The following is a 19,415-nucleotide window of genomic DNA, read 5'->3' as shown; positions in this document are numbered from 1 at the left end:
TCAGGGCACGAGCCGGGAATGGCAAGCGTCAATGTCGCAAAGCGGTCTGTTCCTACTCCGCCACCTTGCGGCGCCGGGCGGGCTTGGCGGGCTTTTCGACCGGAGCCGCTTCGCGATGGCCCATGTCGCGCATTTCGAGCGCCTTTTCACATTTGACCATATAGTCGCGCGCCATCGGCAGCGTGTCGTTCTTCTTGGCAAGCTGGATCTGGAAGATGACCAGGTCCTGCCAGCGGAAGGCGGCTTCCGAGGCTGCCAGATAGAATTCCCACATGCGGCAGAAGCGCTCGTCATAGATCGCCTTGGCCTTGTCGCGGTTGGCGCCGAAGCGCTGGCCCCAATGCTTCAACGTGTCGGCATAATGGAGCCGCAGGATCTCGATGTCCGTGACGACGAGGCCTGACTTCTCGATCGCCGGCATGACTTCGGAAAGCGCGGGAATGTAGCCGCCCGGGAAGATATACTTGCGGATGAAGGCGCTGGTCGCCCACGGCACGCCGGAGCGGCCGATCGTGTGCAGGAGCATGACGCCGTCGGGCTTCAGCAACGTCGCGCTCTTGTCGAAGAAGGTGCGGTAATGGTTGACCCCGACATGTTCGAACATGCCGACCGAAACGATGCGGTCGAAGCGTTCGTTGAGCTCGCGGTAATCCTTCAGCTCGAAATGGACGTGGTTTTCCAGGCCCTGGGCATGCGCCCGGTCGGTGGCGACACCGTGCTGCTCGGTCGACAGTGTCACGCCCTGTACGTCGACGTCGAAGGCCTTGGCGAGGTAGAGGCCCAGCCCGCCCCAGCCGGAGCCGATGTCGAGCACCGTCTGCCCGGCCTTCAGCCTGAGCTTGGCGGCGATGTGGCGCTTCTTGGCTGCCTGCGCCTCGTCCAGCGTCATGTCCGGCTGCTCGAAATAGGCGCAGGAATACTGCATGTCCTCATCGAGGAAGAGCCGGTAAAGCTCGCCCGACAGATCATAGTGGCGCTGCACGTTGCGGCGCGAACGCGACGCGGTGTTGATCTGCTGCAGGCGGCGGAAAGCGTGGCGCAGGCCTTCGATGGCTTTCGACCACGTCGCGTCGATGCCGCCGCTGCCCATGTTCTGGAAAGCGATGCGCATCAGGCCAAGGACGCCGCCCTCGAGGATGTCGAGTTCGCCATCCATGTAGGCTTCCGGCACGGCCAGCATCGGATCGAAGGTGACGGCGCGCTCGGCGTGCCTGGTCTTGATGTGCAGGTGCACCGGCTCGCCGCTGCCGTCACCGAACACGAATGTCGTGCCCTGTGGGCCGGTCACCTTGAGATGGCCTGTGCGCACCAGGCGGTCGAGAACGCGTTTCAACAGAATATTCATGACCCAAATGTCCCCTCTCGGTCAGACAGGCTGTCCTACTCTGCATCAATATATAGGGTTTCGAAAAGTTCCTTTTGGCACAAAAATGCCCAGGTGGTGAACCCGGGCATTGGTCCAGTCTGACTGGAGCTGCCAGTCTGGAGCTGCCAGTCTGATTGGAGCTATTGAGGCCGAAGCCGAATGCGGCGCGCCGGCAGGCGCGCCGCACCGATATCAGGCGTTCTCTTCGCCCTCGAACTCTGCGTTCGGGTCGAAGAAGTTCTCCGGCCGGGCATTGTCGTTGATGTCCTCGCCATAGATGGCCTCGGCGGTGGTCAGCGTCTCGCCCTTGGCCTGGCGCTCGGCTTCGTCGGCCGTGCGGGCGATGTTGAGCGTGATGGTGACCTCGACTTCCGGATGCAGCGCGATCGCCACATTGGTCACGCCGATGGTCTTGATCGGCTGGTTGAGCTGGATCTGGTTGCGGTTGACCGAAAAGCCCTCCGCCGTCAGCAGGTCGGCGATGTCGCGCGTCGACACCGAGCCGTAGAGCTGGCCGGTCTCGCCGGCCGAGCGAACGGCGATGAAGCTCTTGCCGTCGAGCTGTTCGGCGACCTGCGAGGCTTCGGACTTCCGCTCGAGGTTGCGGGCTTCAAGCTGGGCGCGCTGGCCTTCGAACTTCTTCTTGTTGGCTTCGTTGGCGCGCAGCGCCTTGCCCTGCGGCAACAGGAAATTGCGGGCAAAGCCGTCCTTGACCTTGACGGTATCGCCCATTTGGCCGAGGCGGGAAACGCGTTCGAGAAGAATGACTTCCATGGTTTTGTTCCTTTCATTAGGGCACCAATCGAGGGATCGGCACCGAATTCTCTGGAACAGGTCAGGAAGCAAAAGGGCGTTGCCGCCAGTGTCGCTGTCCTGCCTGTCGCGGCAGTTAGAGGCTTTTGGCCTCAACTCGGGATTTGATGCGCAATCCAGCGGCGCCCGTCGCCGTGGAAGAGAAGCGGGGGGGGGGGGGGGGGGGGGGGGGGGGGGCCCCCCCCCGCGTCAAGGATTAGCGAACCACGTAGGGCAGCAGGCCGAGGAAGCGGGCGCGCTTGATCGCCTTGGCGAGTTCGCGCTGCTTCTTCTGGCTGACGGCGGTGATGCGCGACGGCACGATCTTGCCGCGCTCGGAAATGTAGCGCTGCAGGAGGCGCACGTCCTTGTAGTCGATCTTGGGCGCGTTGGCGCCCGAGAACGGGCAGGTCTTGCGGCGGCGATGGAACGGGCGCCGGGTCGGGATCTGGTTGATGTCGACCATTATTCTGCACCCCCTTCAAAGCCTTCGCGCGGACGGCGCGGACCACGATCGCCACCGGCGTCGCCGCCGAAGCTGCGTGGCGGACGATCGCCGCGATCACGGTCGCCGAACGAGCGCGGACCACGGTCGCCGCGGTCACGGTCGCCGAAGCCGCCGCGTTCCGAGCGCTCTTCGCGCTTCTGCATCATGGCGGAGGGACCTTCCTCATGCGCATCGACCTTGATGGTCAGGAAACGCAGCACGTCCTCGGACAGGCCCATCTGGCGCTCCATTTCGTTGAGCGCTGCCGGCGGGCAGTCAAGATCCATCAGCGTGTAGTATGCCTTCCGGTTCTTGTTGACCCGGTAGGTGAGGGACTTCAGTCCCCAGTTCTCGACCCGGCCGACGGACCCGCCATTGGCGGAGATGACGCCCTTGTACTGTTCGACAAGCGCATCGACCTGCTGCTGCGAGAGGTCCTGCCGGGCAAGAAACACATGTTCGTAAAGAGCCATTATGTCTTTTCGCCTTTCTTCGTTTCTCTCCCGGTTCCCGGCGGCAAAAGCCTCTGCAACTTCTCTGACCCGCCAGGAGCGGGGAAGAAAGGAGCATGACGAGACGGTCGAGAGCGGAGACACGGGAGGCGGAAGCGCTTCTGGCTTCACGCGAAGGTTTCGAAAACCTCCGGCCCTCCGTTCAGCCCCCAGCTGGGACCGGCAGATTGGCGGCGTCTATATAGCAATCCACGTGGAAGGCAAGAGCAGGTGGCAATCCCGGATGTCGCAGGGCCGGAAAACCGGCAGGTGCGGCGACAGGACTTCATGGTTCCCGGAAACCAGACCTTAACCACCAAGACAGGTTGTATGGGGTCGCGGCCCCGGCATCAACCGCCGATTCATCATGTCTGGCGCAAAAAGCGGCATCCCGCTGTCAGCAACGGGCTAGGCATTTTTCCGGGGGTAAGGATGCTTCTCAAGAAATTCTGGCGCTCGAAAAGCGGCAATTTCGCGCTTTTGCTCGGGATCGGCTTGCCGGCCATCCTGTCGGCCGTGGCCTTCGCAACCGATGTCTCCACCATCATGCGGGCCAGAAGCAACCTGCAGAATGCGCTCGACGCGGCAAATCTCGCTTCCTCGCATCTCGGCGATCTGGACATCACCCGCACCGACGCCTTCAACCGCTATTTCCAGGCCAACGTAGCCGGCCATAGCGAACTCACAAACGCGCGGGCCACGTTGACGGTCGACAGCGGCGTCAACTTCGTCAAGACGAAGGCGGTCGCCTCGGCTGACGTCAATTTGAACTTCGCCTTCCTGCTCGGCCAGAGCAGGCACATCGTGGTCGATGCCTCGGCGGTCGAATCGAACAACCAGCTCGAAGTCGTGCTGGTTCTGGACAACACCGGCTCGATGGCCGGCGCCAAAATTGCTGCCCTGAAGACAGCGACGGACAATCTGCTCAAATATCTGGAGGCGGCGCAATCACCGACGCGCAAGGTCCGCGTGGCGCTGGTACCCTTCGTCACGGCAGTCAATGTCAACGGCGACGGGTTCGACCCGTCCTGGATCGATATGGACGGCAAGTCATCCACCAATGGAATCAATTTCCCCGCCATCAACCACAAGCGTCCCAATCATATGGCGCTGTTCAGGCAGTTGATGAAAGATCCGGCCTCTGCCGCGAAGTTAACGGGGTGGAAGGACGGCAAGGGGGAGGATACGGGTTGGAAAGGCTGCGTCGAGGCGCGCCCTGGTGCCCTTAATATCGCCGATACGCCGCCCGATCCACGTTACCCTGACACTCTGTTCGTACCGTATTTCGCGCCGGACAGTCCGGGAAACGGCACGAAGCCTTCCAGCGGCTATTCAAACGACGCCTATCACTACAACAACTCCTTTATCGACGACGCCCCCGATGAGACCAAACTTGCTCAGAATGGCGGACTGAATGTTCTCGGAATAGATCTGAGCGGCTTGCTTGGAAGTGCTGCCGGCCCTTTGAGGGGTGATCTTGAAACGGTCGCCAAATATGTGGCGCCGCAGAACACCGCCATTGCCACCGCGGTCACAAGCGATCCAAACGCCTTGCAACTGACGGTAGGGCCAAACCGGTCCTGTCCCTCGCCAATCGTCCCCTTGACGGAAGACTTTACAAAGCTTCGCCAGGCGGCCGCCAAGATGCTTGCATGGGCGGGGTCCGGCACCAATGTTTCCGAGGGCCTGGCCTGGGGCCAGCGGGTGTTGTCGCCGAGTGCGCCCTATGCTGAGGGGACGCCTTGGAAGACGCCCGGGGTGAGCAAGATCGTCATGTTGCTCACCGACGGGGAGAATGTCGTCTACGGCGCCAGCAACGAGACGACGAAGTCCGACTATACATCCTATGGTTTTCTCGCCGGCTCAGCCTATGGCGCTGCCGGTCGGCTTGGATCGGACAATCAGACGACCGCCGCGCGCAATGTCGACGGATGGACCAAAAGCGTCTGCACGCAGCTGAAGAATCAGGGCGCCGAAATCTACACGATGGTGCTGCAATCCGACACCGCCGCCAACCGCACGCTCTACAGCGCTTGCGCCTCGGATCCCAGCGACTATTACGCCGTCAACGATCCAAACAAATTGCCGAACGTGTTCCAGCAGATCGCCAACAAATTCTCGAAATTGCAACTGACGAATTGAACGCCCGACCCCGACGTGCGGCATCCTGAAGGATGCCGCGAATATCAGCTCATATGGGCGACGACCTTGTCCACCGTTTCGGGGAAGAAGTCGGGCGCCGCATGGCGTTTGCCGAACATCATGTCGTATTGCAGCAGCCGGAAGTCGCGGATCGCCGGGTCGATCTGCTTTTGCCGCGCCCAATCGGGCGTGGCTTCTCCCGCCGGCGTCAGCAGCAGATTGCGGTCGACCACGCGGTAGCGTTCGCGCATCTCGCCCAGGAAGCCGGTGTAGTAGGGGTGGGTGATGCCGGCTGTTTTCAGGATGTGATAGGGCAGGAAGGCGGGGCTGACGGCGCCCATGTCCTTGGCCGGGCCTGTGCGGTTCGACCAGATGACCAGTGGCGTCTGATGATGCTCCAGCGCCGCCTCGGCGGAAGCCTCCTTGCGCGGCGCGACATTGTCCTTCATGAACCCCGTCTCGACATAGACCGGCCCAAGTGGCGGCAGATGGTCGCCGAAGAAGGCGATGACGGTGGGGCGAGAGCGTTTCTTTGCCCATTCGATCAGGCGTCCGAGACCGCGGTCCGCGTCGGCCGAGCCCTCGGTGTAACTCAGCAGCGATTCACGCGCCCATTGGCTGGTAGGCGCCTGCACGGTGTGGGTCGGGTTGTAGTAGCGGTTCGGCTCGTAAGGGCCGTGGTTCTGCAGGCTGACGGCAAAGAAGAACACGGGGGCATCGCTGGCATCGGCCTCGCTGATGATCTCGTCCGTCATCGCCGCGTCGGATGCCAGCGGCCCGCGCTTTTGCATCGGCGGCAGCGTCTCTTCCGATCTGAAGTCGTCGAAGCCGAAATCGGCATAGACCGCGCCGCGGTTCCAGAACCAGTTGGTGCCCGGATGGATGGCGCGCGCCCTGTAGCCCTCCCTCTTCAGGAAAGTCGCCAGCGACGGCGTCGGCGTGCGCACATATTGCTGGTAGGGGATGCTGCCGGCCGGCAGGAAGGCGTTGGAGAAGCCGGTCAGTGCCTCGAACTCGATATTGGCGGTCATGCCGCCGAATTCGGGTGAGAACATGGAGCCCGAACGCAACGCCCGCACGTTGGGGATCGGATCGGGCGTGATGGTGACCCCCGGCAGCTTGGTCGGATCCCAGAAGGATTCGCTCATGACGACGATGATGTCGGGCTTTTCCTGGGGCACCGAGGCGGTCACCTGCGGCCTGTCGATGGCCGCGATCGTCTTTGCCGAATAGCCTGGCGGCGCCGAGACATGCGCCATCGGCACGTTGAGCGCGAAGGCGAGTGCAAAGCCGTTGGAGGCGTAATTCTCCTTCTGGTCCCACATGATCGGGATGATCTGCAGCCGGTCCCGGGTCCAGGAGAAGGTGGCATAGTCCATGATCGAGACGAAGAAGGCGAGCAGCGGCACCGCCAGCGTCAGCCGGGCGAGACGGCCCTTGCGGCTGAGTATCGGCACCTTTCGACGCCAGACCCGCCAGCCATAGATGAGCAGCGACAGGCCGGCGACGATGCCGACAACCATGGCAAGGGCAGTTATCGGGCGGTCACGCACCAGAAGCGGCAGCAGCGCCACGATCTGGCGGGAGTAGAGGAAATCGGTCGGGTAGAGGGGATCGCCGAGATAATGCGATTTCTGATGGCCGATGAAAGCCAGCGAGAGCGTCAGCGGCGCGACGATCATCAGGCTTTGATAGCTGCGGCCGAAAACGGCATCGAGGCCGATCAGAACCAGGGCGAACACCACGATCGTGGTCCAGCCCGGTTTGAGCGGCTGCAGGAAGAAGGAAACCGTGCCGCCGAAGTCGCCGCGCACGATCAATTCGATGGCGAACACCAGGACGGCCGCGATCAGCAGGCTGGTCAGCCCATAGCGTATGGTCGGCCACTTCCGTCCCGGCAGGTAGCCGGTGGAAGGATCGTCTTCCAGAAACTGTGGCGCGGCTTTGCCTGCGCCTTTCGAAATCCTAGCCACTTTAACTTCCCCACCCAGCGACAGACCCGTCACTCGATTGTCATGGAATTGTCACGCAAAGCTAGCGCCTGTGGCGGAAATAAGAAGAGCCAGCAAACGATTCGTGAGCGGTTTTCATCAGGAGTGATCGCCAAAAAGCCTTTTGGAACAGGCACTCGGCCCGCAAAGCTGCCAGGGGGCCGGGCCAAACCGGGCTTGACTTGGCAGGCCGCGTTGCGTCACAGGCAGGAAAATTCGTGTATCAGGCAAGCAGAACCGAGCTTTGGGAGCCCACACATGGCCGTTGCATTCACCTTTCCGGGACAAGGCAGCCAGGCTGTCGGCATGGGCAAGGACCTCGCCGATGCCTTCCCCGAGGCGCGCAGGGTTTTTAGCGAAGTCGACGACGCGCTCGGCGAAAACCTGTCGAAGCTGATCTGGGAAGGGCCGGAAGAGACGCTGACGCTGACCGCCAATGCGCAGCCGGCGCTGATGGCTGTATCGCTGGCCGCGATCAGGGCCTTGGAAGCACGCGGTTTTTCGCTGAAGGACAAGGTCGCTTACGTCGCCGGCCATTCGCTGGGCGAGTATTCGGCGCTCGCCGCCGCCGGCTTCGTCTCGGTTGCCGATGCCGCCAGGCTGCTGCGCATCCGCGGCAATGCCATGCAAGCGGCGGTGCCGGCCGGCGAAGGCGCCATGGCGGCGATCATCGGGCTGGAGCAGGCCGATGTCGAAGCCGCCTGCGCCGAGGCTGCCAAAGGATCGGTCTGCCAGATCGCCAACGACAATGGCGGTGGCCAGCTGGTGATTTCCGGCGCCAAGGCAGCGGTCGAACTGGCCGCCAAACTGTGCACCGAGAAGGGCGCCAAGCGGGCGCTGATGCTGCAGGTCTCCGCGCCCTTCCACTCGGCGCTGATGGCGCCTGCAGCCGAGATCATGCGGGAAGCGCTGGCCGGGGTAACCAAGAACGCGCCTGTCGTGCCGCTCGTCTCCAATGTCACGGTCACTCCGACCAGCGATCCCGAAATCATTGCGCGCCGTCTGTTCGAACAGGTGATCGGCCGCGTGCGCTGGCGCGAGACGGTGGAGTGGTTCGGCGCGAACGGCGTCACCACGCTCTATGAAGTCGGCGCGGGAAAAGTGCTTTCAGGGCTGGCCCGGCGCATCAACCGCGACATCGCCACGACATCGGTCGGTTCCGCGGCCGAGGTCGAGGCCGCATTGGCGGCGCTCGGGTGAAGCGCCGCGTGTGAATTTGATGGCGCGGCTTGTATCGCTGAAGATATTCCGTTGGTGATGGCAATCGGACACCGGCACGACGTATACAGATGAGGTTGCTCGCTGAGCTTCCGAAACCAAAGAGGAAAACACATGTTCGAACTGACCGGCCGCAAGGCACTTGTCACCGGCGCGTCGGGAGGCATCGGCGAGGCGATCGCCAGGGTGTTGCATGCGCAGGGCGCCGTCGTCGGCCTGCACGGCACGCGTATAGAGAAACTGGAGGCGCTGGCCGCCGAACTTGGCGACCGGGTGAAGCTGTTTCCGGCCGACCTGTCGAACCGCGACGAGGTCAAGGCGCTGGGCCAGAAAGCGGAGGCCGAACTCGAGGGCGTCGATATCCTGGTCAACAATGCCGGCATCACCAAGGACGGACTGTTCGTACGCATGTCGGACGCCGACTGGGACAGCGTGCTTGAAGTCAATCTGATGGCCGTGTTTAGGCTGACGCGTGAGCTTACCCATCCGATGATGCGCCGTCGCCACGGCCGCATCATCAACATTACCTCGGTGGTCGGCGTCACCGGCAATCCCGGCCAGACCAACTACTGCGCCTCCAAGGCCGGCATGATCGGTTTTTCCAAATCGCTGGCGCAGGAGATCGCCACCCGCAGCATAACCGTCAACTGTGTCGCCCCGGGCTTCATCGAATCGGCGATGACCGACAAGCTCAACGACAAGCAGAAGGAGGCGATCATGGCCGCCATCCCGACGCGCCGCATGGGCACCAGCGCCGAGGTGGCGTCCGCCGTCGCCTATCTTGCCTCCAGCGAGGCCGGCTACGTCACCGGCCAAACCATCCATGTGAACGGCGGCATGGCGATGATCTGATCGGGTCGGCCAAAGCATGCATTTCGGGCCGGGCCCGGGCATTCGCGGTGGCTTTGAGACGGCGACAGGCGACGCCTGGGCGGGCTGTGAAAAGCGACCATTTCGGCTTGGACGCCCACGATTTTTCGTGTAATGCGGCCCGCAACCCGGCGGTTCGGGCAAAAACCGGTCTGCGGCCATTGCGTTTCCGGCGGGACCATCTTTCAGCTTGATTAGCGGCATTCCGCCCGCTAACGAAGACAGACAACCAAAAGACGAGGATGCCCCAAATGAGTGACACCGCAGAGCGCGTCAAGAAGATTGTCATCGAGCACCTGGGCGTCGATGCCGACAAGGTGACGGAGCAGGCGAGCTTCATCGATGATCTGGGCGCCGACAGTCTCGACACGGTCGAACTCGTCATGGCGTTCGAAGAAGAATTCGGCGTCGAGATCCCCGATGACGCGGCTGAAACCATCCTGACGGTGGGCGATGCCGTGAAGTACATCGACAAGGCTTCGGCCTGACGCTTTCCGCAGTCATCACCGGGGAGGACCTGCGATGAGGCGTGTCGTCGTCACGGGCCTTGGGTTGCTGTCGCCGTTCGGCATGGGCTTCGAGCACAGCTGGAAGGAACTTCTGACCGGCCGCAGCGCCGCCAAGCGCATCACCGAGTTCGAGGTGGAGGATCTTGCCTGCAAGATCGCCCATGTCGTTCCGCGTGGTGACGGCAGCAACGCCACCTTCAATCCCGAGGCGGTGCTCGAGCCGAAGGAACTGCGCAAGATCGGCGACTTCATCCTGTACGGGATCGCGGCCGCCGACGAGGCGCTGAAGGATTCCGGCTGGCAGCCGAAGACCCATGCCGAGCAGTGCGCCACCGGCGTTCTGATCGGTTCGGGCATTGGCGGCATCGAAGGCATCGCTGAGAATGCGATGATCCTGAAGGAGCGCGGCCCGCGCCGCATCAGCCCTTTCTTCATCCCCGGCCAGATCATCAATCTCGTCTCCGGCCAGGTTTCGATCCGGCATGGGCTGAAAGGCCCCAATCATGCCGTCGTCACCGCTTGCTCAACCGGCGCGCATGCCATCGGCGACGCAGCCCGGCTGATCATCTGGGGCGATGCCGACGTCATGGTCGCCGGCGGCGCCGAAGCGCCGGTGACGCGACTGTCGATCGCTGGCTTCGCTGCCTGCCGTGCGCTGTCGACCGAGCGCAACGACGCGCCGCAAACGGCGTCGCGGCCCTATGACCGTGATCGCGACGGCTTCGTCATGGGCGAGGGCGCCGGCGTCGTCGTGCTTGAGGAACTCGAGCATGCCAAGGCGCGCGGCGCGAAGATCTATGCGGAAGTGACCGGCTACGGCCTGACCGGCGACGCCTATCACATCACCGCACCGGCTGAAGATGGCGACGGCGCATTCCGTTGCATGACGGCGGCGTTGAACCGGGCAAAGCTGACGCCCGCCGATGTCGATTACATCAACGCGCACGGCACTTCGACCATGGCCGACACGATTGAGCTCGGCGCCGTCGAGCGGCTGGTCGGCAATGCCGCATCGAAGATTTCGATGTCGTCGACCAAGTCGTCGATCGGCCATCTCCTCGGCGCGGCAGGGGCTGCCGAAGCGATCTTCTCGATCCTCGCCATCCGCGACAATATCGCGCCGGCGACCATCAACCTTGACAATCCGGAGCGTGAGACCGCGATCGACCTGGTGCCGAACAAGCCGCGTGCCCGCCAGATCGACGTGGCGTTGTCCAATTCCTTCGGCTTCGGCGGCACCAACGCTTCGCTGGTCTTCCAGCGCTACAATGGCTGACCGTCGGCCTGCCGGACGGCGCTTCGGCGTGTCGTCAATTTTGCCATATTCGCCCCTACTCTGCCGCAGGGGATTCGTTGAGAGATCAAACGGTAGGGCGAAATGAACACAAATCCGGCCGGCAACGGAGAGTTCGGGCAAGGGCAGGCGACATCGGGACCGATCATGCCGAAGACAGCCAGCGAAGCCTTGCGGCCGGAGGCCGGGACCCCGCCGCCGAAGCGCTCGCGTGCTTCGCGCAGCCAGGTCGTCGTGTTCATGAACTTCGTCATCTCGTTGGTGATGCTGATGGTTCTGGCGGCGGGTATCGCGCTTTACTTCGGCAAGCAGGAATTCACCGAGCCCGGCCCATCGGCCAATGGCGACACCTTCCTGGTCAAGCCGAACACCGGCGTCCAGGATATCGCCGACCAGCTCGAGCGGCGCGGCCTGATCAGCGACGCCCGCATATTCCGTCTTGGCGTGCGAGCCTTCGGCAATGATTCGGCGCTGAAGGCCGGCGAATACGAGGTCAAGCCCAGGGCGTCCATGCGCGACATCATGGAATTGCTGAAGAGCGGCAAGTCGGTCATGTACTCGCTGACCATTCCCGAAGGGCTGACCGTCGAGCAGGCGCTGGCGCGCATCGCAGGCGAGCCCGCCTTGAGCGGCGACATGCCGGCCACCGTGCCTCCAGAGGGCAGCCTCGCCACCGATACGCTGCGCTTCACGCGCGGCGCCACGCGCCAGCAGATGATAGACAAGCTGCTGGCCGACCAGAAGAAGCTGGTCGAGGAGGTCTGGCAGCGGCGCGCCGCCGACCTGCCGCTCGCCAGCATTGACGACTTCGTCACGCTGGCCTCGATCGTCGAGAAGGAAACAGGCAAGGGCGATGAGCGTTCGCGCGTCGCCGCGGTCTTCCTGAACCGGCTGGCCAAGGGCATGCGCCTGCAATCCGATCCGACCATCATCTACGGTCTGTTCGGCGGCAAGGGCAAACCCGCCGACCGGCCGATCTATCAGTCGGACATCCAGAAGCCGACGCCCTACAACACCTATGTGATCAACGGCCTGCCGCCGACGCCGATCGCCAATCCCGGCCGCGCGGCGCTGGAGGCGGTAGCCAATCCATCTAAGACCGACGACCTCTATTTCGTTGCCGACGGCACTGGCGGACACGTCTTCGCCGCCACGCTTAACGAGCACAATGAGAACGTCGCGCGCTATCGAGCCCAGCAGAAGAAGCAGGTCGACGACGCGGCCAAGGCTGATGCCAAGGTGGAGGGGCAGACCGACGCTCCCATTGACGGCGACGCGGGGGCGGCCCAGTAGCGGCGCACGGTTTTTCCAACTCGTCCACGCTGGTTGAAGGCAGGAGCGTTGGATTTTATCGGGGCGCCTCGCAAGCCGGTTGGCAGGCGGGCATTTCGGCTTCTGAAGGTGCGCGAAGCCGGATCAAGCAGTATCCGCAGTACGCGCCAGGGGTATGCAGGCACGATGAATTTGCAGAGCATGACCGGGTTTGCGCGTGCTGTCGCCGAACATGACGGCACCTCGATTGCCTGGGAGGTCAAATCCGTCAACGGCAAGAGCGTCGAGGTGCGGCTGCGGCTGCCGCAGGGTTTTGAGCGGCTGGAGCCGGCCATCAGGCAGACGCTTCAGAAACGTTTCGCGCGCGGCAATTTTCAGGCGACGCTGACCATCACGCGCGCCGCCGGAATGCAGTCCCAGCCCGTTGTCAACGAGGCCTTCCTCAAGGATCTGGCCGGGCTCGCCAAGCGGATCGAAGAACAATTTGGTGTTGCGCCTGCGACCGCCGACGGACTGTTGTCGCTGCGCGGCGTGCTCGATATTCCCGAGACCACCGAAACCGAGGATGTGCGCACAGCGCTCGACAACGCCGTCATGGCTGCCCTCGAGGTGGCACTGGCGGGGCTGGAGCGGTCCCGCCAGGGTGAGGGCGCGGCACTTCGCACCCTTCTGCTGGGCCACATCGACGCCATCGAAGCGCTGACACTGAATGCCGAAGCGGATCCCTCGCGCGAACCGGCGGCGATCCGCGAACGCCTCGCCGAGCAGGTGCGGCTCTTGATGGATGCTTCGGCCAACCTCGACGCCGCCCGCCTGCACCAGGAAGCGGCCTTCCTCGCCACCAAGGCCGACATTCGCGAGGAGATCGACCGGCTGAAGACGCATGTGGCGTCGGGTCGGGCATTGCTTTCCGGCGGCGGCGCCGTCGGCCGCAAGCTCGATTTTCTGGCACAGGAATTTAACCGCGAATCGAATACGCTGTGCTCGAAGTCGAACGCCGCCGCGGTCACCGCCATCGGGCTGGAACTGAAGGCCGTGGTCGATCAGTTTCGTGAACAGGTCCAGAATCTGGAGTAGCCGATGGTCGCCAGGGATTTGGGGTCCCGCATTCGCCGCCGGGGCCTGATGCTCGTGCTGTCGTCGCCGTCGGGCGCCGGCAAGTCGACGATTGCGCGCAACCTTCTGGAAAGCGATTCCAGCCTCGAACTCTCGGTCTCCGTCACCACCAGGCCGCGCCGCGGCTCGGAGATCGAAGGCGTTCACTATCATTTCCGCACCATGCGCGAGTTCGAGCGGCTGCGCGATTCGGACGCCCTGCTCGAATGGGCGGAGGTGCATGGCAATTGCTACGCGACACCGCGCGAGCCGGCGGAACTGGCGCTGGCTCAAGGGCGCGACATGCTGTTCGACATCGATTGGCAAGGCGCCCAGCAGCTCAAGGAGAAGATGCGCGCCGACATCGTCTCGATCTTCATCCTGCCGCCGTCGATGAAGGAGTTGAAGGCAAGGCTGAAGCGCCGCGCCGAGGACCAGGAAGCGGTGATCGAGACGCGGCTGAAGAACGCGCGCAATGAGATCGAACACTGGAAGGAGTATGATTTCGTCATCGTCAACGATGACCTCGATCGCGCCTTCGCCGAAGTGCGCGGCATCGTTGTCGCCGAGCGGTTGCGGCGCGATCGTCGGCCCGGGCTCTTCGATTTCGTCTCGGGACTGTTGGACGAGAAGACGAGCTAGCACTTTCCTCTGCCCACGAACATGGGCCGGCGGACAGGCCGAAGGCCGACAAGTCCGAAACGATGTGCCCGAGCAGGTCGCGCCAGATGCATTTTTCGGCGACATAAATCAGACAATTGACGAAGAGGGTAATGCCCCTAGTTTCTCCGGCACGAACGCGCGCGCGTGGTCGGTAACGGCCGGTTCGGCGGAGTCTCACCGTAGCCATGAGGGAGAGCAGATATTGAAACGCTTCTGGCTGGGCGTTCTTGCCATTGTCATTGTCTGCGGCGCCGGGTTTTTCGCCTATGCGTGGAAGCCGGCGATCGATCCTGTCGAGCCGCCGCAACGATCGTCGTTCGACCCGGCGCTGATCGAGAAAGGCGCTGTGCTGGCCTCGGTCGGCAATTGCACCTCCTGCCACACCAGGCCCGGTGAAAAGTCCTTTGCCGGCGGGCTCGCCGTGCCGACGCCGTTCGGCACCATCTATTCGACCAACATCACGCCAGATCCGCAGACCGGTATCGGCCGCTGGTCGCAGGCAGCCTTCAACCGCGCCATGCGCGAAGGCGTCGACCGCGAGGGCAGGCATCTCTACCCGGCCTTCCCGTTCGATCATTTCACGCGTGTTTCCGATGAGGACAACCGTGCGCTCTATGCCTATCTGATGACGCGCCAGCCGGTGAACAACCGGCCGCCTCCGAACGAGCTGCCTTTCCCGCTCGATGTGCGCCTCGTGCTCGCCGGCTGGAAGCTGCTGTTCTTCGACAGGGGCGCCTATCAAAACGATGCTTCGCAAAGCGCGCAGTGGAACCGCGGCGCCTATCTGGTCGATGGGCTCGGCCATTGCGGCGCCTGCCACACGCCGCGCAATCGGTTCGGCGCGGAAGAAAAGGGTTCGCACATGGCCGGCGGCGAGGCGGAAGGCTGGACGGCCTTTGCGCTCGACGGCACTTCACCGGCGCCCATACCGTGGACGCATGACAGCCTGTTTGCCTATCTCAGGCAAGGCTGGCATGCCGACCACGGCGTCGCCAATGGCCCGATGGGCGAAGTGACGGGCAATCTCGGCCGGCTTCCCGACGCCGACATCGACGCCATGGCCACTTACGTCATGTCGCTCATGGGCGAACCATCCGCCGAACGGACGGCAGCCGCGCAGGCTACCCGCGGCCGCGCCGCGGCCGACCCGGCGTCGACCGCCGCCGTGGTGCCGACATCCGCCGATACGCCGGCGGCGCGTGGAGCCGTCATTTACCAGGCAGCATGCGCCACCTGCCACGACGGCAGCCGTCCGCCGCCTTTTGGCGGTATAAATTTCCATCTGTCGAGCGCGGTCAACGCGCCAGATCCGCAGAACGTCATCAACACCGTGCTGTTCGGCCTGCCGGCGGCGGGTGGACGCCCGAGCGCCATCATGCCGGGATTCGCGGCGACGCTGAAGGACGACCAGGTGAATGACTTGCTGGCCTATCTGCGCGATGCCTTTGCCGGCAAGCCGGCCTGGCAGGATGCGGCGGCCAGGATCGCCGACACCAGGAGCGGAAAATACGAGGTCAGCGTCCGGCCCTCGGACGGCATCGAGCGCGGCCCGGACAATGTAGGAGCGAAGGACAGATGATCAAGCTCAACGTCAACGGCATCTCCCACGACGTCGACGTCGATCCCGCGACGCCGCTGCTTTATGTGCTGCGCAACGATTTGAAGCTGAACGGCGCCAAGTTCGGCTGCGGCCTTGGCCAATGCGGCGCCTGCACGGTGATGGTCGACGGCAAGCCCGTCTTCTCCTGCCTGACGCCAGCGATGCTGGTGGAAGGCCGCGAGGTCAAGACGGTCGAGGGTTTGGGCACGATCGAGAACCCGGGTACGATGCAGAAAGCGTTCATCGAGGAGCAGGCGGCGCAATGCGGTTATTGCATCGCCGGCATGATGATGCGGGCGCAGGCGCTGCTCGAGGCTAAATCCGATGCCAGTGACGCCGATATCCGGCAGGCGCTGGAACCCAACCTCTGCCGCTGTGGCACGCATATGCGCATCCTGCGGGCGGTGAGCCGCGCGCGCGACCTGATGAAATCGAAATCGGCTGGCTTGGCGCCGGCCGCGGCCGCAGGGAGGGCATGATGAACGCGCCAACCTTTCCCGAGCTGACACGACGCGGCTTTCTCGCCGGGACCGGCGCGCTGGTCGTGTCCTTCACCATTCCCGTGCAGGCTCAGGAGGCCGCGCCCCCGGCGCAGACGCCCGCGACGCCGGCCCCGGCCAAGAAACTGCCGGGCAGCCTTGCCGATACCCCCTCGCTCGACGCCTGGATCAGGTTGGATGCCGACGGTTCGATCACCGTCTTCACCGGCAAGGCCGAGCTCGGCCAGGGCACCAGGACGTCGCTGCGCCAGATCGCCGCCGAAGAACTGGAGGTCGAGCCGGCTTCCATCAAGCTCATCACCGCCGATACCGCGCTGACGCCGAACGAAGGCTATACCGCCGGCAGCCAGACGATCCAGAACAGCGGCACCGCCATACGCTACGCCTCGGCGCAGGTGCGCCAGATCCTTATCGCCAAGGCGAGCGAGAAGCTCGGCGTTCCGGCCGACCAGCTCAAGGCGGCAAGCGGCAGGATCACCGGGCCGGACGGGAAGTCCGTGGGCTATGGCGAACTCGTGGTGGCGGATTTGCTGCATGTGGACGCATCGGCCGACACAGCGCTGAAATCGCCGGACAGCTATCACGCGATCGGCAAGCCGTTCGCGCGCGTCGATATTCCGGCCAAGGTGACGGGCGGCGAGGCCTATGTCCAGGACATGCGGCTTCCCGGCATGGTGCATGCCCGCGTCGTTCGCCCGCCAAGCTATTCGGCCAAGCTCGTCAGCGTCGACGAGGCCGCCATCAAGACGATGCCGGGCGTGGTGGCGGTGATCCACGATGGCGACTTCCTGGCCGTTGTGGCCACGCAGGAATTCCAGGCGGTCCAGGCCATGCGCGCCATGGCCGCCAAGGCGAAGTGGCAGGAGCAGCCGGCCTTGCCGGACCAGGACAATATCCCCGCCTTCCTCGAACGCTCGGTCGCCGAGGTCGGCACCGTGACCTCGGTCGGCGCGGAAACGGCAGCCGGCGCAAAGACGCTGCAGGCACAGTTCACCCGCGCCTACCAGATGCATGGGTCGATCGGCCCCTCCGCTGCCGTTGCCCTGTCGGACAAGGGTCTCATCACGGTGTGGACGCATACTCAAGGCGTCTATCCAGACCGCAAGGCGATCGCCGAGATGCTCGGCGTCGGACCGGAAAAGGTGCGCTGCATCCACACCGAGGGATCAGGCTGCTACGGCCACAATGGTGCCGACGACGCGGCGGCCGACGCCGCGCTGATCGCGCAGGCGCTGCCCGGCACGCCGGTGCGCGTGCAGTGGATGCGCGATCAGGAGCATTTGTGGGAGCCTTATGGCCCTGGCATGCTGACGCGCGCCAGCGCAACGCTGGACGCCAGCGGCAAGATCGTCAACTGGCACTATGATCTGTGGAGCAACAGCCACGGCACGCGGCCGGGAACGGCCGGTTCGCTGATCGCCGGCCGGCTGATGGCGAAGCATTTCCCGCCCGATCCGGCCAAGCTGCAGATCTCGCCGCTCGGCAATGGCGACCGCAACGCCATCCCGCTCTACGACGTGCCGAACCAGCGGGTAAACTGGCATTTCGTCGCCGACATGCCGGTGCGCGTCTCGTCGCTGCGCGGCCTCGGCGCCTACTGCAACGTGTTCTCGATCGAAAGCTTCATGGACGAGCTGGCCCTCGCGGCCGGCGCCGACCCGGTGGAATACCGGCTGAGGCACATGAAGGACCCGCGCGCCAGGAAGGTGATCGAGGTTGCGGCGCAAAAATTCGGCTGGAGCAATAATCCTATGCCGGAGGGCCGCGGCCGGGGGTTCGCCTTCGCCAAGTACAAGAACCACGCCGCCTATCTCGCAGTCGCGCTTGAAGCGGAGGTCGATCGCGACAGCGGCGCCATCGCCATCTCGCACGTGGTCTCGGCAGTCGACTGCGGCGAAGCGGTGGCGCCGGATTCGATCGTCAACCAGACCGAAGGCGGAATCTTGCAGTCGCTGAGCTGGACGCTTTACGAGGCCGTCCATTTCGACGACACCCGCATCCTGAGCGCGGATTGGTCGGCCTATCCGATCCTGCGCTTCAGCGCTGTTCCGGACAGCGTGGAAGTGCATGTCGTCGACAATCCCGGCACGCCCTATCTCGGCGTTGCGGAAGCAGCGCAGGGCCCGACAGCCGGCGCGATCGCCAACGCCTTCCGCCACGCCGCGGGAAAACGCATCTATGACCTGCCCTACACGCGCGAGCGCGTGAAAGCGGTGTTGGGCGTGTAGTTCGAAGCATGCGCTCGACAAGGATCGGATTGCGCCGCGCTTCCAGGGCCGGCGGCGCTACACCGCATTGGTCAGCCGCACGAATTCCTCGACATCGAGCGTCTCGGCGCGCCGGGTCGGGTCGATCCCGGCGCGTTCGAGCAGGGCCTCGCCGCCGAGGCTCTTAACGCTCTGCCGCAGCATCTTTCGGCGCTGGCCGAAGGCGGCTTCCGTGACGCGGCCGAGTTTTTTCACGTCGGCGCATAGCGGCGTCACGCGCGGCTCGAGATGCACGACGGAAGAGGTTACCTTGGGCGGCGGTGTGAACGCCTGGGGCGGCACGTCGAACGCTATCCTGGCCTGCGTGCGCCACCCCGCCAGCACGCCGAGCCTGCCATAGGCCTCGCTGCCAGGCGCGGCGACGATACGCTGGGCCACCTCGCGCTGGAACATCAGGGTCATCGAGGCATAGAAGGGAGGCCACTCCGCGACAGTCAGCCAGCGGACCAGCAGTTCCGTGCCGATATTGTAGGGCAGGTTGGCAACGATCCTGACCAGCCCGCCGTCACCGCCGGTCGCGGCAAGCGTGGGGAAGTCGATCTTCAGGGCGTCGCCGGAAACGACCTCCAGCCGACCGGGATAATGGGCCGATATCTCAGCGAGGGCCGCCAGGCAGCGTTCGTCGCGCTCGATGGCGACGACCTTGCGCGCGCCGTTGAAAAGCAGGGCCCTTGTCAACCCGCCAGGGCCGGGGCCGACCTCGATTACGGTCGTCTCCGCCAGGCTGCCGGCGGCGCGCGCTATCTTGCCGGTCAGGTTGAGGTCGAACAGAAAATTCTGGCCCAGTGCCTTCTTTGCCTGCAAGCCGTGGCGCTCGATGACCTCGCGCAGCGGCGGCAGCCCATCCATGCTCATGAG

General features: G+C 64.0%; 17 protein-coding genes. 11 read left to right on the top strand and 6 right to left on the bottom strand.

Annotated features, from left to right (window positions below; genetic code table 11):
- Positions 1-52 precede the first annotated feature (52 nt).
- The 4 genes from LB532_RS12145 to rpsF all read right to left on the bottom strand — a co-directional run bounded on the left by LB532_RS12145 (position 53) and on the right by rpsF (position 3,118).
- Positions 53-1,345 (bottom strand): SAM-dependent methyltransferase, encoded by a 1,293-nt coding sequence (locus tag LB532_RS12145; RefSeq protein WP_140637592.1) that lies wholly within the window; start codon positions 1,343-1,345, stop codon positions 53-55.
- Positions 1,346-1,558: 213 nt separating this feature from the next.
- Positions 1,559-2,140 (bottom strand): 50S ribosomal protein L9, encoded by a 582-nt coding sequence (rplI, locus tag LB532_RS12140; protein WP_140637593.1) that lies wholly within the window; start codon positions 2,138-2,140, stop codon positions 1,559-1,561.
- A gap of 235 nt (positions 2,141-2,375) precedes the next feature.
- Complete coding sequence (gene rpsR, locus LB532_RS12135; RefSeq protein ID WP_006203718.1) at positions 2,376-2,624, bottom strand: 30S ribosomal protein S18; 249 nt, start codon at positions 2,622-2,624, stop codon at positions 2,376-2,378.
- Positions 2,624-3,118, bottom strand: coding sequence for a 30S ribosomal protein S6 (rpsF, locus tag LB532_RS12130; RefSeq protein ID WP_140494463.1), 495 nt, complete (start codon positions 3,116-3,118; stop codon positions 2,624-2,626). Before rpsF ends, rpsR begins: the two co-directional genes overlap by 1 nt.
- Before the next feature lie 450 nt (positions 3,119-3,568).
- On the opposite strand from rpsF, the gene LB532_RS12125 reads away from it, so the two are divergent.
- Positions 3,569-5,278, top strand: coding sequence for a pilus assembly protein (locus tag LB532_RS12125; RefSeq protein ID WP_140637595.1), 1,710 nt, complete (start codon positions 3,569-3,571; stop codon positions 5,276-5,278).
- Positions 5,279-5,322: 44 nt separating this feature from the next.
- On the opposite strand, the gene LB532_RS12120 is transcribed toward LB532_RS12125, so the two are convergent.
- Positions 5,323-7,251, bottom strand: coding sequence for an LTA synthase family protein (locus tag LB532_RS12120; protein ID WP_224556807.1), 1,929 nt, complete (start codon positions 7,249-7,251; stop codon positions 5,323-5,325).
- A gap of 276 nt (positions 7,252-7,527) precedes the next feature.
- On the opposite strand from LB532_RS12120, the gene fabD reads away from it, so the two are divergent.
- From fabD to LB532_RS12070, 10 genes are all read left to right on the top strand, one after another.
- Complete coding sequence (fabD, locus tag LB532_RS12115; protein ID WP_140637596.1) at positions 7,528-8,469, top strand: ACP S-malonyltransferase; 942 nt, start codon at positions 7,528-7,530, stop codon at positions 8,467-8,469.
- 132 nt (positions 8,470-8,601) lie between these two features.
- Positions 8,602-9,339 carry a 3-oxoacyl-[acyl-carrier-protein] reductase gene (fabG, locus tag LB532_RS12110; protein ID WP_140637598.1) on the top strand — a complete coding sequence of 246 codons (738 nt, stop codon included), beginning with the start codon at positions 8,602-8,604 and terminating at the stop codon, positions 9,337-9,339.
- 269 nt (positions 9,340-9,608) lie between these two features.
- Complete coding sequence (locus LB532_RS12105; protein ID WP_006203723.1) at positions 9,609-9,845, top strand: acyl carrier protein; 237 nt, start codon at positions 9,609-9,611, stop codon at positions 9,843-9,845.
- 34 nt (positions 9,846-9,879) lie between these two features.
- Entirely contained in the window at positions 9,880-11,142 is a 1,263-nt protein-coding gene (gene fabF / locus LB532_RS12100) for a beta-ketoacyl-ACP synthase II (protein ID WP_140494455.1), read from the top strand.
- A gap of 102 nt (positions 11,143-11,244) precedes the next feature.
- Positions 11,245-12,453: an endolytic transglycosylase MltG gene (mltG, locus tag LB532_RS12095; protein WP_140637599.1), complete on the top strand. Its 1,209-nt coding sequence runs from the start codon at positions 11,245-11,247 to the stop codon at positions 12,451-12,453.
- Between the two features lie 165 nt (positions 12,454-12,618).
- Entirely contained in the window at positions 12,619-13,509 is an 891-nt protein-coding gene (locus tag LB532_RS12090) for a YicC/YloC family endoribonuclease (protein ID WP_140637601.1), read from the top strand.
- A 3-nt stretch (positions 13,510-13,512) separates the two neighbouring features.
- Complete coding sequence (gene gmk, locus LB532_RS12085; protein WP_140494448.1) at positions 13,513-14,169, top strand: guanylate kinase; 657 nt, start codon at positions 13,513-13,515, stop codon at positions 14,167-14,169.
- Between the two features lie 223 nt (positions 14,170-14,392).
- The gene (locus LB532_RS12080; protein ID WP_224556805.1) at positions 14,393-15,769 is read left to right on the top strand and encodes a c-type cytochrome; all 1,377 of its coding nucleotides are present in this window, start codon (positions 14,393-14,395) and stop codon (positions 15,767-15,769) included.
- Positions 15,766-16,269 carry a (2Fe-2S)-binding protein gene (locus LB532_RS12075; protein WP_140637602.1) on the top strand — a complete coding sequence of 168 codons (504 nt, stop codon included), beginning with the start codon at positions 15,766-15,768 and terminating at the stop codon, positions 16,267-16,269. The genes LB532_RS12080 and LB532_RS12075 overlap by 4 nt, the downstream gene beginning before the upstream one ends.
- Entirely contained in the window at positions 16,269-18,518 is a 2,250-nt protein-coding gene (locus tag LB532_RS12070) for a xanthine dehydrogenase family protein molybdopterin-binding subunit (RefSeq protein ID WP_140637604.1), read from the top strand. Before LB532_RS12075 ends, LB532_RS12070 begins: the two co-directional genes overlap by 1 nt.
- Before the next feature lie 57 nt (positions 18,519-18,575).
- Here the strand turns inward: LB532_RS12070 and rsmA are convergent, their stop codons facing one another.
- Positions 18,576-19,412: a 16S rRNA (adenine(1518)-N(6)/adenine(1519)-N(6))-dimethyltransferase RsmA gene (rsmA, locus tag LB532_RS12065; RefSeq protein WP_140637605.1), complete on the bottom strand. Its 837-nt coding sequence runs from the start codon at positions 19,410-19,412 to the stop codon at positions 18,576-18,578.
- Between the last annotated feature and the right edge of the window lie 3 nt (positions 19,413-19,415).

This window comes from Mesorhizobium sp. ESP-6-2 (assembly GCF_020164675.1).
Taxonomy (GTDB): domain Bacteria; phylum Pseudomonadota; class Alphaproteobacteria; order Rhizobiales; family Rhizobiaceae; genus Mesorhizobium.
This window is presented reverse-complemented; position numbering and strand designations above follow the sequence as displayed.

Excerpts from the sequence above, each read along its gene's own strand:
- LB532_RS12145 (WP_140637592.1), bottom strand. The coding sequence starts at position 1,345 with ATGAATATTCTGTTGAAACGCGTTCTCGACCGCCTGGTGCGCACAGGC.
- rplI (WP_140637593.1), bottom strand. The coding sequence starts at position 2,140 with ATGGAAGTCATTCTTCTCGAACGCGTTTCCCGCCTCGGCCAAATGGGC.
- rpsR (WP_006203718.1), bottom strand. The coding sequence starts at position 2,624 with ATGGTCGACATCAACCAGATCCCGACCCGGCGCCCGTTCCATCGCCGC.
- rpsF (WP_140494463.1), bottom strand. The coding sequence starts at position 3,118 with ATGGCTCTTTACGAACATGTGTTTCTTGCCCGGCAGGACCTCTCGCAG.
- LB532_RS12125 (WP_140637595.1), top strand. The coding sequence starts at position 3,569 with ATGCTTCTCAAGAAATTCTGGCGCTCGAAAAGCGGCAATTTCGCGCTT.
- fabD (WP_140637596.1), top strand. The coding sequence starts at position 7,528 with ATGGCCGTTGCATTCACCTTTCCGGGACAAGGCAGCCAGGCTGTCGGC.
- fabG (WP_140637598.1), top strand. The coding sequence starts at position 8,602 with ATGTTCGAACTGACCGGCCGCAAGGCACTTGTCACCGGCGCGTCGGGA.
- LB532_RS12105 (WP_006203723.1), top strand. The coding sequence starts at position 9,609 with ATGAGTGACACCGCAGAGCGCGTCAAGAAGATTGTCATCGAGCACCTG.
- fabF (WP_140494455.1), top strand. The coding sequence starts at position 9,880 with ATGAGGCGTGTCGTCGTCACGGGCCTTGGGTTGCTGTCGCCGTTCGGC.
- mltG (WP_140637599.1), top strand. The coding sequence starts at position 11,245 with ATGAACACAAATCCGGCCGGCAACGGAGAGTTCGGGCAAGGGCAGGCG.
- LB532_RS12090 (WP_140637601.1), top strand. The coding sequence starts at position 12,619 with ATGAATTTGCAGAGCATGACCGGGTTTGCGCGTGCTGTCGCCGAACAT.
- gmk (WP_140494448.1), top strand. The coding sequence starts at position 13,513 with ATGGTCGCCAGGGATTTGGGGTCCCGCATTCGCCGCCGGGGCCTGATG.
- LB532_RS12075 (WP_140637602.1), top strand. The coding sequence starts at position 15,766 with ATGATCAAGCTCAACGTCAACGGCATCTCCCACGACGTCGACGTCGAT.
- LB532_RS12070 (WP_140637604.1), top strand. The coding sequence starts at position 16,269 with ATGAACGCGCCAACCTTTCCCGAGCTGACACGACGCGGCTTTCTCGCC.
- rsmA (WP_140637605.1), bottom strand. The coding sequence starts at position 19,412 with ATGAGCATGGATGGGCTGCCGCCGCTGCGCGAGGTCATCGAGCGCCAC.